Below are 13,445 nucleotides of genomic sequence, written 5' to 3'. Positions count from 1 at the left end.
GCTTTTCCTCTAAATTTTGTGCGTGTTGTCTCCAATATGTGGACGCCAAAGCGCTTGACACGAGAGGTGAGCCAGCGTAAAAGCCACATGTACTTATAATAGTGTTTTCTGTTAGGAGATTCATTATCGTTTACATGTGAAACACTCCGGTCGGACCGCTGCAGCTCTCCGAAATAGAGCAGCAAGCGACATGCCAACCTGAAGCGTAAATGCGGCCGACACCAAAATCGGGCCGACGCGCCTTCGTCTCGCTGGAATCACTTTTTTTGAGGGTCACTGCGAAAAGCAATGTGCGACACGGTTCGCCATGTTCGATATGTGACAGTCTCGTTTAACAGCGACGGCTTCCCGTCTGACCGCAACGGAGGCCGCGCCATGCGCTACCGAGAAGGATCACTGCGCGTACGCTCCGCAAGGGCTGCGCCAGGAACAGAGGGCGTGCGCGTCCGAGGCGTCGCATGGTGGCCGCAGCACCTTTTCGCCGCTGTAAGTTCGCCGTGCAGGTACATTGCGCGGCCGGAAGCGAGAGGGAGCGCACCCTGAAACGGCTGCCTACGGCTCGCCTCGAGTAATTGGCGATGAACAGCATTCTCGAGAACTTAGTCTCGACGGAAAGAGCAACGAAAGGAAGCCGCTTGGACGAGCACGATCCGAAGGAAGAACCGATCGAGACCATTTTCCGCAACGGCACAATCACTGCCGTGGGTATCCTGCTTGCCTTTTCGCTCGGCTTCCTCACTCATTGGGCCGCGAACCCCTTGCCATGGCAACTCTACGATCTGTTCGCCGTAGTGCCGATCCTGCTCGGCATCGCACTGCAGATGAGAGCGCTGTCCATGCTGCTCGACATGAGTTCCTTGCGGCGCCCCATCTACGAACGCGCCAATCGCATTTTCATGGTCGGCCTCATCCAGACCGCGTGTGGCGTCGGCATGGCCATCTTGGTCGATCTTTTCGGGATATCGGTAGGGGGCACGCTGCCCGGCGCTTGACGACAAGCCACACCGCCGCTCTTCGCTCGAAGCGACGTCAAGCCGGGGAACCTTGTGCACCCCCTAGCGGCGTCCTCCTTTCATCAAATGAGCCGACGTCAGCTTTAGAGCGTCTCGGTGGCTAAAGCCGGTATGGTTTTTCGGCCGGCAGGGAAGGCCGCTGGCTGGACCTGGATGGCGTCTGAACGAGGCTTGACAGGTCCGTTGCGTCGGACATGAATTTCGCATTGCAAAGTTCTTCCGCAGACGCCTCAAGCACACTGCACTGGCGTCACGTACTACTCAGACGTTGAATGCGGCACCGCACCATCACCTCAGGCGCAACCATGGCACGCGCGCTCCCCGGCGTGGTTGACCCCATCCTGTCCAAACGAGACTGCGACATAAGCGGGACGCACTGACTTAGGTCAGAGACCAGGACGAGCGCGCAACGAAAGAATGATGGATCAGCGACGTGGGATGACAGCTCCTTGCACACCTCAATCCTGACAAAGTACCGGGACCCCCGGCCGCCTTGGTATACCATCTATCCGACTGTGCCAGACTTCTCTGCGGCAGTTGGTGCTGACGATTATGAGGAATGGCTGGGGGGCCTCCCGGCCGACGAATCGGTGTCGCTCTATTTCCACATTCCGTTTTGCCGATCCATGTGCTGGTATTGCGGCTTCCCTACCGCGGTCATCCGTCGCAACGGCCCGATCCTTAATTATTTAGCGGTGCTGCGTCAGGAGATCAGTTTGGTGTCGGAGCAAGTGCGGCAAGGGCTGCCGGTGAGCGATGTGCATTTCGGCGCGGAACGCCTCACCTTATCGGGCCAGCCGAGCACTTGGCGCTGATGGAATTTCTACGCCGCCACTTCGCTTTCAGCAAAACTGCTGCGATCACCGTGGAGATCGATCCCCGAACGTTCACACCGGAAATGGCCGAAGCCTTGGCAGCTAACGGTGTCAACCGCGCGAGCATCGGCGTGCAGAGCTTTGATCCCGATGTGCAAAGGCGATCAATCGGATCCAGAGTAAGGTGCAGACGGCCGCTGCAGTCCAAAATCTCCGCCGGCATGGCGTTGGCCATATCAACTTCGACCTCATCTTCGGTCTACCGAAACAGACTGTGCAGTCCTGCATCCAGACCGCGATGGCTGCGGTCGCCATGCGCCCCAACCGGCTTGCGGTGTTCGGATACGCGCATATTCCTTCCGTGATAAAGAACCAGCGCCTATCGAGCAGGCAGGTCTACCGGACGGCGATCTTCGCGCCGAACAGGCTGCAGCTGTCGCCGAGACACTGGTTGGCGCTGGCTACCGGGAGATCGGGCTCGATCATTTCGCTCCGCCGGACGACGAACTCGCGCTAGCGCAGAAGACCGGGCGCGCCTACGGCGTAATTCGCTGGGATACTCGGCCGATACTTGCAAAACGTGATCGGCTTAGGCGCGTCGGCTATTGGCCGAGTCCGCGAGGGGTATGTTCAGAACGAAGTAACACGGGATTCTTACGCCCGGCACATCGCAAGTGGACGTCTGGCGACATCAAAGGGTCACCGTCTGACCGACGATGACCGGGTGCGCGCAGCGATCATCGAGCGACTGATGTGCGATTTGGAGGCCGACGTGCCGACCATCTGTGCCGCCCACGAAATCGAACCAGCTCGTTTTCTCGATTCAGTTGAGAGTTTGGTGACGCTGGCTGAGGAGGGGATCCTGGACGTCGAAAACGGCTTCATCCGCGTGCGGCCGGAGCACCGCTTTGTTGTTCGCGCCGTTGCTGCTGCATTCGATGCTTTTCTCGCGAATCGATGAGTTGAGGCCACGACGCCGAAAGGCATCAAACCTTGTTTGGCGCTCGTCGGCATGGGCTCTCGCAGAAGACTCCGCAAGCGTATGCAGGGGACTTCCACTTGACGCCGCGTTCACCATCATCTCGCCTGGGTGCGCGCGAAAGCGCACAACCCGGAGCACGCTGCTCTCGGTGTGAGGCTGTGCTCTGCAAAGCACCGGTGATCCACCCTGTCCCTGGACAGCAGCTTGATGGCGTCATCTTGGAGGACGAGAAAAGATTGTCGAGGTACGGGTACGAATTGCCTCGGTCGTCCGTTCAATCGAAAGCACTGTCTGCGGAGGCACCTCTCCTTCATGCAGTGACAGGAGATGCTGGGCGACTTCCTTATCTGCTGCGGTGAGTCGATGATTTAGGCGGAGAAAGTCCATCCAGGTGGGGGTGCGGAATGTCTCCGTCCAAAGTGACGGTGTTTGCAGATTTCGCTGGAGCGTCCAGTTTCGTGCACCGGCACGGCTCTGGACGTGTCGCCGCGTGCGCATGGAGCCCAGAAAGGCCTCGATATTTTCCTCCGATATCAAATACTCGACCTTGGCCACGATAGGGCCACTTCTGGGTTTCAGATCGAGAGCCACGTCCGGCGGATGAAAAACTGAACTTTCTTGATCGGTTTCTTCCCAGGGACGGACCGGCAACACGATCCCCGCTGCTGCAACCAGCAACAGAGCGCCTGCGGCGCCCTCCAATGCTAAGGTCAAGGAATAGTTTTGCGCGACAGAACCCCAGATCCAGCTGCCAGCAGCCATACCGCCTGCGCTCAAGGCGTAGTAAATGGAGAGCGTGCGGCCTACAACCCACCTTGGGCTTGCCAACTGCACCGACACGTCAATGCCCGTCCAGGTGATAAGCCAACCCGCTCCGCCGAGCGCCAGCGAAATGGCCGCCACAGGAATCGACGATGTAAGGGCAAGGGAGAGGCAACAGACTGCACAAGCCACAGAGGCGAAGGCCACCAGCCTGTTTTGAGACGTGACCTTCCTCAAGAAGCCGTTGCCCATGCCCGCGATGAAAGCACCCATGCCGAAGCCGGCCAATAAGATACCGTAGACAATTGGCCCACTCTTCAACTGATCCCGGACGACGAGGGGGAGCAACGCCAGAATGGAGATGCTTGCCAATCCGAAAAGAGCGGCTCGGGCGGTCGCTGCCCTGATCTCCAAAGACATCGCAGTAAAGCGCACTCCGTCATGAATTGCCGTCGTCATTCTCTCACGAGGGAGAGGCGAAGAGCGGACCTCCCATTTGGTGCGCCATATCGCGCTTATGGGCGCCAGATCACTCACCGCAGCCAAGGCGAAAGCGGCCAGCGGCCCAAAGACGGCCAGGATCACGCCCCCCAAGGCCGGACCAACGCTGCGCACAATGTTGTATCCGACGGACATAAGCGTCACTGCGGCCGGAATGTCGCGTTTGTGAAGGATATCGCCGACCGAAGCGTGCCAAGCCGGATCATTCAAGGCAAAGCCGCAGCCGGCCAGGAAACCTAACCCGAGAATCAGCCAAGGACTGACAAATCCCAGACCCACAGAAATCATCAGCGTCGTCGACGCCGATGCTATCAGGCAGTGTCCCGCAAACATCACCCACCGGCGGCTGAAGTTGTCGGCAATGGCTCCGGCGAAAACTGAGAGGAAGAACACCGGCAATGTGGATGCGGCCTGGACGAGTGCCACCATGAGGTCGGACGCTGAAATCGTTGCCATAAGCCAACTGATGGCGACCGTTTGCACTAGCCAACCGAGGCTGGAAATCTGGGTGGCCGCCCAAATTGAGCGAAACACCTTGTTTCGAAATGGGGCGAGCGTCTTTGAAACGGGCGGTTGAGGATTTTCGCTCTGCATGAGGTATTGCTGGCCTTCGATGAGCGCTGCGATTTGAGCAAGCGGGTCGATACTTAGACATCGCGGAGCACCGCACGGAACCCAGCTCTATGGAGCTTGCCGGCGACTATTTACGTATTGAGCCATTCTCATAGTCTCATTCATGAGCAGTCCTGTGCGCAAGCATTGCTTTGCTAAATTCCCACCACAAGCGCGCCGCCGCTGAGACCCGCACCCGCTGCCGCCAAGAGGACTTTCTCGCCAGGCCGAAACGGCTGCGCCCGATGGGCCAGCGACAATGAGAGCGGGATCGTCGCGGCGGAAGAGTTGCCATATTCGGCGATCGTCTTGACGATCGAGTGATCAGCGATGCCGAGGTTCCTGCCGACCGCGTCGAAAATGCGCGCATTGGCCTGATGCGGCACGAAACGATCGAGGTCTTGCGGCCTCAGTCGGGCAGCAGTGAGCGCATCTCTCGAGCAGGCGGTCATCATCTCCACGGCCTTGCTGAATACTTCACGGCCGTCAGTGATCGTCATCCGTGTCTGCGCGAGGTCGAGGTCGGCATGGAACGGAGTGTTGCTTCCCCCGGCGGGAATCTGGATTAGCCCGTAGCGCGAGCCGTCGGAATCCACCGAAGCGCCGAGAATGCCTCGATCCGGGTCATCGCAAGGACTGATCACCATGGCGCCGGCGGCATCGGCAAACAGCACGGCGCTGGCGCGCTCGGCCAAATTGATGCGGTGGCTGAGGATGTTGGCGGCGATGACAAGGCTCGCTTTGCCGTGCAGGCGGGTGAACCCGTCGGCGAACATCAGCGCATAGATGAAGCCGGCGCAGGCGCCGGTCAGGTCGATCGCTCCGGCGCGGCCTAGCCCCAGCCGATGTGCGACCAGCGGCGCGCTTGGCGGCAGAAGGTGATCGGGCGTCGACGTGGCGAGCAAGAGTAGACCGACGTCGCCGCGGTCGATACCGGCATTGGTCAGCGCCATGTCGCCGGCAGAGGCGGCAAGGCCCGACAGCGTGTCTTCGTCTGTTGCCCAGAAGCGCGAGCGAATTCCGGTGCGCCGCTCGATCCAGCCGGGCTCAAGCCCGAGCCGGTCTTCGATTTCCGGGTTCTCGACCTTGCGCGCCGGCGCATGATGGCCGAAGCCGAGAACGCGCGACGATAGGTTCATGGCCGCGAGCCGAAGCGTTCGCCGGCCTCCTCTATCGCGTCATAGAGCCCGCCCAATTCGTCGCTGGTGATGCAATAGGGCGGTAGAAGATAGAGGACATTGCCGAGCGGGCGCACAAGTAGCCCCCGCTCAAGGAAAAAAGCGCGCAGTTTTGGCCCGATCTCGGCCAGATAACCGGCTGAGCCGGTGCGTAGGTCGAGTGCCGCGATGGTGCCGGTTGTCCGGCAGTCGGTGAAATATGGATTGACCCGGAAGCGTTGCAGCCCGGCGGCCTGCCTCGCGCTCAAGACCGCGATCCGCTCGGCCACCGGCTCGTCACGCCAGATCTCGACATTGGCAAGTGCTGCCGCGCAGGCGATCGGATTGGCGGTGTAGGAGCTCGAATGGAAAAACGTCTTCTTGCGATCCTCCGAAAAGTGAGCGTGGAAGATGGCATCGGTGGCGATCGTGGCGGCCAGCGGGATGGTACCACCGGTCAGACCTTTCGAGGTGCACAAGATGTCGGGCGAGACGGACGCCTGTTCGCAGGCAAACATGGTTCCGGTGCGCCCCCAGCCGGTCATCACTTCATCGGCGATCAGCAGCGTGCCGGAGGCTTCGGCGATCCTCTTCAATTCGGCAAGAACCCAGGCCGGATACATCAGCATGCCGCCGGCGCCAAGCACCAGCGGCTCGACGATCAGCGCGGCTGCGCGCCGGTCGCGGCTAACGGCCTCGAACCGATCCAGCGTTTCCTGCTCGCGCCCGGCGGCCGGGAAGGGGATGGCGTCGACCTCGAACAGCAAAGGATCATAGGCGGCGTTGAAGACGCCGCGGGCGCCGACGCTCATCGCCCCGATCGTGTCGCCATGATAGCTGTGCTCCATGACGGCGATGCGCGAACGCGGCGCGCCGATGTTGCGGAAATAGCCGAGCGCCATCTTCAGCGCGACTTCGACTGAGGTGGAGCCACTGTCGGAATAGAACACCCGGTCGAGGCCGGCGGGTGCGATGCCGATAAGCGCCTCGGCCAGCCGTTCGGCCGGCTCGTGGGTGAAGCCCGCGAAGATGATCTGGTCGAGGCTCGACGCGGTCGTCTCGATGGCCTTCATGATGCGGGGGTGGCGATGGCCATGGGTGACGACCCACCAGGAAGAAATCGCATCGAGGATGCGGAAGCCGTCGGCCTTGTGGAGATAGGCGCCTTCAGTCAGCACGATTTCAGGGACCGAGGGCTCTAGCGCGTGCTGCGTGAACGGATGCCAGACTCGAGACTCCGCCATCAGTCGCCTCCGGCAATCATGGCCAGGTCGAAGCCGGAAATCATTGCATCTCTCAACGTTTCACCCGTCAGCGGACCGAGGTGCGGCAGCCTGCCCAGCTGCGGCACGCCGCCGAATTCCACGATTGTCCTTTGTGTATCGGCCACCTCTTCGCCAATGAAGGCAATGCCGATGAGCGGGATGGAGCGGGCTCTCAGGGCCTCGATCGACAACAGCGTATGATTGATGGTGCCAAGCGCGGTGCGGGCGCACAGTATGACCGGCAGCCGCCATTGTTCGAATATGTCAATGAACCTTGTCTGTCGATTGAGCGGCACCATCAGCCCGCCGGCGCCTTCGATGACGAGCGGTGTCGGCAGGACCGGAAATGAAAGATCGTCGGCCTCGATCGCGACGCCGTCGATTTCGGCTGATCGATGCGGCGACAGCGGCATCGTCAGTCGATAGACTTCGGGCAGCACGCGTCCGTCGGGCAAGCCGGAAAGCCGGGCGACGACCTCGCTGTCGGTCTCCTCGTTGAGGCCCGATTGCACCGGCTTCCAGTAGAAGCCGTCGAGCAGCCCGGCAAGTCCGGCCGAAAACACTGTCTTGCCAATTCCAGTGTCTGTTCCGGTGACGACGATGCGTTTGGTCATGCTGTGGCCAACACTCCGACGAGAGCCTCGACCATGGCGGAAATGTCGGCTTCGTCGACGTTGAGAGTCAGCGAAATGCGCAGGCGCGACGTACCCTCAGGCACTGTCGGCGGGCGAATGCCGCGTATGTCGAAGCCGCGTGCCTGCAGTCCTGCCGCCACCGCCATGGTGCGGCTGTTATCGCCGATCACAAGCGGCTGGATCTGCGAACCGCTGGGCATCACGCCGCAGCGTTCGGCCAATTGCCGGCTCGCGAAAGCGACACGCTCGTGCAACTGAGCACGACGCATAGGCTCGTCAGACAGAATAGTCAGCGCCTCACGTGCCGCGACTGCCATCAGCGGCGATGGTGCGGTCGCATAGATGAATGGCCGGCACCGGTTGATAAGATAGTCGCACAGTGTTCGCGGTCCGGTAACGAGCGCGCCGGATGCGCCAAGCGCCTTGCCGCATGTGTGGAGCGTGACGATGTTGTCGCGGCCTTCATACGCGGCGGCCAGTCCCCGGCCGTCCGGTCCCCAGACGCCGGTGGCATGCGCTTCATCGACGACGATGAATGCCTGGTACCGATCAGCCAGCGCGACCAGGCTCTCCATCGGCGCACGGTCGCCATCCATGCTGTAAAGGCTTTCGAAGGCGATCCACACCCGCCCCATGCCGCCTTCGGCGCGCCAGCGGGTGATTGCGTCCTCGACAGCGTCGACGTCGTTGTGCGCGGCCAGCTTGAACTCAGCGCGCCCGGCCTGGGCACCCTCATGCATGCTGGCATGAGCGAGCTCGTCGAGGACCAGCAGGTCGCCTTTCTGCGGCAGGGCCGTCAGCAGAGCGAAGTTGGCGATATAGCCGCTGCCGAAGAACAGTGCACGCTCGGCTCCGAAAAATGCCGCTGCGTCCGCCTCCAGTTGCTCATGTTCCGGTGCATTGCCGCGCAACAGCCGCGATCCGGTGGCGCCCACTGGCGTGCCCCGCGCAATCGCCGTCGAAACCGCATCGCCCAGTCTTTTGGAGGCGGCAAGTCCGATATAGTCGTTCGACGAGAAGTCGAGCCCGGCGCGCGGTGCGAGCGTCCGCAACCGGTCCTTGCGCCCCAGTCCCCGCAAGGTTGCGTCATAGCGGGCAAGAATTGCCTCCTTCATTGCGTGGCGAGTTCCATAGGCTCAATGCCGAGGCGCCGGAACAGAAGGGTATCCTTGTCCTCGCCGGGATTTCCCGCCGTCAGCAGCGTGTCGCCGACAAAGATCGAATTGGCCCCGGCAAAGAAGCACAGCGCCTGCGTTTCGTCGCTCATCGCCGTCCTGCCGGCGGACAGCCTTACATAGGATTTCGGCATCATCACCCGCGCGAGCGCAACGATGCGGACGAAATCGATCGGATCGATGGCGTCGGCCGCGGCAAGCGGCGTGCCTTCGATGGGAATAAGCATGTTGATCGGCACGCTTTCCGGCGGCTCGGGCAGGTTCGCGAGCGTGACCAGCATGTCGATGCGATCGGTCTTTTCTTCTCCCATCCCGACAATGCCGCCGCAGCAGACTTTCATCCCAACCGCGCGCACGTGCCCAAGCGTTTCCAGCCGGTCGGCAAAAGTCCTGGTTGAAATAACCTCGCCATAGTAGCGCTCAGAGGTATCGATGTTGTGGTTATAGTAGTCGAGACCGGCCTGCTTCAGGCGAGCAGCTTGCTCAAGATCGAGCATGCCGAGCGTCATGCAGGTCTCCATGCCGAGGGCCTTGACGCCCTCAATCATGGCGACCACAACCTCCATGTCGCGCTCCTTGGGACTTCGCCACGCCGCGCCCATGCAATAGCGCGTTGCGCCGCCATCACGCGCCATGGCCGCTTCGTCGATGACATGCTTGACGTCCACCAGCTTCGACGCCTTCACACCGGTTTCGTAATGCGCAGACTGGCTGCAATAGCCGCAATCTTCGGGGCACCCGCCGGTCTTGATGCTAAGGAGCCGCGACAGCTGCACTCGGTTTCGATCGAAGTTCTGGCGGTGGATCGTCTGAGCTAGGAACAGCAGATCGTTGAATGGCATGCCGTAGATGGCCTCGGCCTCTTTGCGGTTCCATCGCGGAGGCGTTCCATCGACCGATTGCATGGTCTGGTTCACGTCGAACTCCGAGTTCATTCCAATCGTCATCGTCAAACCTTTGTTTGCTAGTCCGGTACGCCTTCTTGGCTTTGGGGCGCACTCGCTAAAGGCGAGCTGCGGCACGTCTTTCCAGCACCTCCTACGCCTGCCGAGCTGATGTTGCTCCTCACGCCGTAATCCTCAGTTCAAGTGCTTGCAGATGTTCTGGTGGTCCGGCATGTCCAGGCCGATGTCGAGGATCGGGGCGCTGTGCGTCAGCCAACCCATGGAGATGAGATCGACACCGGTCGCCGCAATCGCCGCCGCCGTTTTCGGCATCACCCGACCGGACGCCTCGGTGATCGTACGGCCATCCACTATAGAAACCGCGCGGGCAAGATCCTCGACCGACATATTGTCGAGCAGCACCGCGTCAACACCAATCGCGAGCGCTGCATCGAGCTGCTTCAGCGTGTCGACCTCGACCTCGACCTTCACCATATGCCCTGCTGCGGCGCGCGCCCGCTCTATTGCTGTGCGGATATCGCCGGCGATCGCGATGTGGTTGTCCTTTATGAGCACGCCGTCATCGAGGCCGAACCGGTGATTGGCACCGCCGCCGACGCGCACGGCGTATTTCTCCAATGCCCGCAGCCCGGGCGTCGTCTTTCGCGTCGATACAATCCTCGCCTTGTGACCGCGCACGGCCTCAACCATGGCCGCTGTGGCAGTGGCAATGCCGCTCAGCCGGCATAAGAAATTGAGGGCCGTGCGTTCGGCCGTGAGCAGGCCTCGTGCGGGTCCGGACAATCTTGCAATGGTTTCCCCGGCCCCAACCTCGCTGCCATCAGGGCGCCAGATCTGGATGTTGATCGCCGGTTCCACGAGAAGGAAGGCATACGAGACCAGATCGAGCCCGGCAACGACGCCCGCCTGCCTCGCTTTGAGCACCAACGTGGCAGTGCAATCATACGGGATAACCGCATCGGTGGTCAGGTCGCCGGATCTGCCCAGGTCTTCGAGGAGCGCAACGCGCACAATCGGTTCGATCAGGGTCGCGGGGAGGGGGGAGAATGAAGTCATATCAAGTGCTCCGTATGGTAGCCCGGCAATCGAGTGCGGCCGCGGCCCGCATTGCGCTGTGCAGTGTCAGCCGTGATGGGCGCACGTTGGCATCGTGGAGCGGGAAATCGGACCGACAGTGCGCGCCTCGACTCTCTTCCCGCCTCAGGGCCGCCGCGGCGATCATCAGTGAGACCAAAGCCGGACCAGAGGCAGCGACACTATTGGCTGCGATCGGCAGCAGGGTCGCCACCGCTTCGCGCATTGCCTCGCCGTCGCGGATGATACCCAGGGCGGCGGAGACAATCGGGCGGACCACGGAAGCGTCTGGTCGTGGAGGGACGAATGTGGAGCATCTGCGCGGTCGCCGGGTATACGACGTGCCGGCAACGCTTTCGGCAACCCAGCTCGCGGTGACCGCCGCTTCGGTGAGCGAGTTGCTGGCCAGGCGGTTGGCGCCGTGCAGGCCGGTACAGGCCACCTCACCGCAGGCCCACAATCCCTCGATGGAGCTGCGGCCGGCGCTGTCTACGGCGACGCCGCCCATGTGATAATGTGCCGCCGGGCGCACCGGGATCAGGTCGGTCGCGGGGTCGATTCCTGCGCTCCGGCACAATTCGGCGATGCCTGGAAAACGCTTGCCAAATCTCGGGCCGAGACTTTGCCGTGCGTCCAGGAATACGCGGCGTCCAACGGCAAGCTGGTGCCAAATGGCGCGCGCTACGACGTCGCGAGGCGCAAGTTCACCGCCAGGTGTGTCGGCGAGGAAGCGCTCTCCTCGCTCATCGATGAGCACCGCGCCTTCGCCACGCACGGCTTCGCTCACCAGCGGCATCGGCCGGCGCGGACCGTCGAGCGCAGTTGGATGGAACTGTATGAATTCCAAGTCGGCGAGTTCCGCCCCCGCCCATGCGGCGAGCGCCAGCCCGTGACCCCATGAGCCAGCGGGGTTTGTCGTGTCGCAAAACAGCCCGCCGACGCCGCCGGTCGCCAGCACCGCGCGACGCGTGGGCAGAGCGAGCGCGCCGGCTCGTCCTGCTGCGACCACGGCGATGACCGACCCGTCCTGCACGACCAGCCGGCGGACCTCCACATTTTCGATAATGGTGATCGAGGCTGTACGCCGAACCGCGGCGACGAGCGCGCGCACCAACTCGCGACCGGTGGCGTCGCCGGCTGCATGCACAATTCGCCGTCGCGAGTGTGCCGCCTCGAGCCCAAGTCGCAACGCGCGGTCAGGGTGCTGGTCGAAGTCGACGCCGAACCTTTGGATCGTCCTAATCGCTTCGGGTGCAGCTCGTACCACTCGCCGCACCGTGGCCTCATCGCAGAGTCCGTCGCCGGCAGCTATCGTGTCGCAAAGGTGAAAATCTGGGCCGTCGTCGCCCCCGAGACTTGCCGCAAGACCGCCCTGGGCAAGTTCACTGCAGGCTCCGGTTCCAAGCGGCGCGTTGGTCAAAAGCACGACCGGTTCCGGCGCCAGATGAAGCGCCGTCATCAGGCCGGCAATGCCGCCGCCGATGACGACCGGCGCCCCGGCGATGTCGCGAACCTCCAGACTCATAGGGAAAGCATGCGCTCGACCGCGCGGCGGGCGGGGCCGGCAATTTCGGGATCAATCCGGACCTCATGCCGGTTCTGCTCGAGTGCGGCGCGAATGTTGGCCAGGTTGATGCGCTTCATGTGCGGGCACAGATTGCATGGGCGAACGAACTCGACGTCGGGATGCGCGACCGCGACGTTGTCGCTCATCGAACATTCGGTCAGAAGGACGACACGCGTCGGTTTCTCACGCTCGACATAATCCGACATCGCCGCGGTCGAGCCGGAGAACTCCGCCTCCGCGACAACGTCTGGTGGGCATTCTGGATGGGCCAGCACGATGACGCCTGGATGGGCATCGCGCAGTTCCCGGATGTCTGCTGCGGTGAAGCGCTCATGCACCTCGCAATGGCCTTTCCAGGCGATGATCTCGACGTCTGTATCGGCTGCCACGTTCCTCGCCAGATATTCGTCCGGGAGCATCAGCACACGCGCCACGCCAAGCGATTCCACCACCGCCTTGGCGTTGCCGGACGTGCAGCAGATGTCGGACTCCGCTTTTACGGCGGCGGAAGTGTTGACGTAAGTAACAACGGGGACCCCCGGATACCGCAGCCGCATTAGCCGCACGTCGTTTGCCGTGATCGATTCGGCCAGCGAGCAGCCGGCGCGGAGATCCGGGATGAGCACGGTCTTGTTCGGATTGAGCAGTTTTGCCGTCTCGGCCATGAAATGAACGCCGGCAACCACGATGATGTCGGCGTCGACCGTCACCGCCTTGTGGGCCAACGCCAGGCTGTCGCCGACGATGTCTGCCACGCAATGAAAAATTTCGGGCGTCTGGTAATTGTGCGCCAGCACCACCGCATTGCGCTCACGCTTCAGCGCTAAGATGGCTTCAATATCGCCGGCGAACGCGAGCCATTCAACGGGTGGGATCACCCGCCGGACACGCTCATACAGGGACGCAGCCATAGGTAACGCCCCAGTCATTGGCGCCTCGATTATATTCGGTTTGACAATAAGGGAATATATCTACCTTGACT

General features: G+C 61.9%; 10 protein-coding genes and 1 pseudogene. 2 read left to right on the top strand and 9 right to left on the bottom strand.

Going from position 1 to position 13,445, the window contains the following annotated elements; translation table 11 throughout:
- Positions 1-635 precede the first annotated feature (635 nt).
- A complete protein-coding gene (locus tag EN852_RS17140; RefSeq protein ID WP_024505577.1) occupies positions 636-992 on the top strand; it encodes a hypothetical protein in 357 nt (118 codons plus the stop codon).
- 470 nt (positions 993-1,462) lie between these two features.
- Positions 1,463-2,789 (top strand): annotated as a pseudogene (hemN, locus tag EN852_RS17135) (oxygen-independent coproporphyrinogen III oxidase).
- 234 nt (positions 2,790-3,023) lie between these two features.
- Here the strand turns inward: hemN and EN852_RS17130 are convergent.
- The 9 genes from EN852_RS17130 to nadA all read right to left on the bottom strand — a co-directional run bounded on the left by EN852_RS17130 (position 3,024) and on the right by nadA (position 13,392).
- On the bottom strand, positions 3,024-4,667 hold the full coding sequence (locus EN852_RS17130) for an MFS transporter (RefSeq protein ID WP_126063923.1): 1,644 nt from the start codon (positions 4,665-4,667) through the stop codon (positions 3,024-3,026).
- A 173-nt stretch (positions 4,668-4,840) separates the two neighbouring features.
- On the bottom strand, positions 4,841-5,824 hold the full coding sequence (locus EN852_RS17125) for a beta-ketoacyl-ACP synthase III (RefSeq protein WP_126063924.1): 984 nt from the start codon (positions 5,822-5,824) through the stop codon (positions 4,841-4,843).
- Complete coding sequence (locus EN852_RS17120; RefSeq protein WP_126080683.1) at positions 5,821-7,086, bottom strand: adenosylmethionine--8-amino-7-oxononanoate transaminase; 1,266 nt, start codon at positions 7,084-7,086, stop codon at positions 5,821-5,823. The genes EN852_RS17125 and EN852_RS17120 overlap by 4 nt, the downstream gene beginning before the upstream one ends.
- A complete protein-coding gene (gene bioD / locus EN852_RS17115; RefSeq protein ID WP_063169254.1) occupies positions 7,086-7,721 on the bottom strand; it encodes a dethiobiotin synthase in 636 nt (211 codons plus the stop codon). Before bioD ends, EN852_RS17120 begins: the two co-directional genes overlap by 1 nt.
- The gene (locus EN852_RS17110) at positions 7,718-8,857 is read right to left on the bottom strand and encodes an 8-amino-7-oxononanoate synthase (RefSeq protein ID WP_024505572.1); all 1,140 of its coding nucleotides are present in this window, start codon (positions 8,855-8,857) and stop codon (positions 7,718-7,720) included. The genes bioD and EN852_RS17110 overlap by 4 nt, the downstream gene beginning before the upstream one ends.
- Positions 8,854-9,822, bottom strand: a complete 969-nt coding sequence (gene bioB, locus EN852_RS17105; RefSeq protein ID WP_245454882.1) for a biotin synthase BioB — start codon at positions 9,820-9,822, stop codon at positions 8,854-8,856. Before bioB ends, EN852_RS17110 begins: the two co-directional genes overlap by 4 nt.
- Positions 9,823-9,996: 174 nt before the next feature.
- Positions 9,997-10,878 carry a carboxylating nicotinate-nucleotide diphosphorylase gene (gene nadC / locus EN852_RS17100; protein ID WP_024505570.1) on the bottom strand — a complete coding sequence of 294 codons (882 nt, stop codon included), beginning with the start codon at positions 10,876-10,878 and terminating at the stop codon, positions 9,997-9,999.
- A gap of 1 nt (position 10,879) precedes the next feature.
- Positions 10,880-12,421 (bottom strand): L-aspartate oxidase, encoded by a 1,542-nt coding sequence (locus EN852_RS17095; RefSeq protein ID WP_024505569.1) that lies wholly within the window; start codon positions 12,419-12,421, stop codon positions 10,880-10,882.
- Positions 12,418-13,392: a quinolinate synthase NadA gene (nadA, locus tag EN852_RS17090; protein ID WP_126063925.1), complete on the bottom strand. Its 975-nt coding sequence runs from the start codon at positions 13,390-13,392 to the stop codon at positions 12,418-12,420. The genes EN852_RS17095 and nadA overlap by 4 nt, the downstream gene beginning before the upstream one ends.
- Positions 13,393-13,445: the final 53 nt, after the last annotated feature.

Source organism: Mesorhizobium sp. M2E.F.Ca.ET.209.01.1.1, assembly GCF_004010375.2.
GTDB lineage: Bacteria > Pseudomonadota > Alphaproteobacteria > Rhizobiales > Rhizobiaceae > Mesorhizobium.
Note: the sequence above shows the minus strand (reverse complement) of the source record. Positions and strands in the feature narration are given on the sequence as shown.

Bases quoted from the DNA above. Each gene is read 5' to 3' on its own strand.
- EN852_RS17130 (WP_126063923.1), bottom strand. From the start codon at position 4,667: ATGCAGAGCGAAAATCCTCAACCGCCCGTTTCAAAGACGCTCGCCCCA.
- EN852_RS17125 (WP_126063924.1), bottom strand. From the start codon at position 5,824: ATGAACCTATCGTCGCGCGTTCTCGGCTTCGGCCATCATGCGCCGGCG.
- EN852_RS17120 (WP_126080683.1), bottom strand. From the start codon at position 7,086: ATGGCGGAGTCTCGAGTCTGGCATCCGTTCACGCAGCACGCGCTAGAG.
- bioD (WP_063169254.1), bottom strand. From the start codon at position 7,721: ATGACCAAACGCATCGTCGTCACCGGAACAGACACTGGAATTGGCAAG.
- EN852_RS17110 (WP_024505572.1), bottom strand. From the start codon at position 8,857: ATGAAGGAGGCAATTCTTGCCCGCTATGACGCAACCTTGCGGGGACTG.
- bioB (WP_245454882.1), bottom strand. From the start codon at position 9,822: ATGCAATCGGTCGATGGAACGCCTCCGCGATGGAACCGCAAAGAGGCC.
- nadC (WP_024505570.1), bottom strand. From the start codon at position 10,878: ATGACTTCATTCTCCCCCCTCCCCGCGACCCTGATCGAACCGATTGTG.
- EN852_RS17095 (WP_024505569.1), bottom strand. From the start codon at position 12,421: ATGAGTCTGGAGGTTCGCGACATCGCCGGGGCGCCGGTCGTCATCGGC.
- nadA (WP_126063925.1), bottom strand. From the start codon at position 13,392: ATGACTGGGGCGTTACCTATGGCTGCGTCCCTGTATGAGCGTGTCCGG.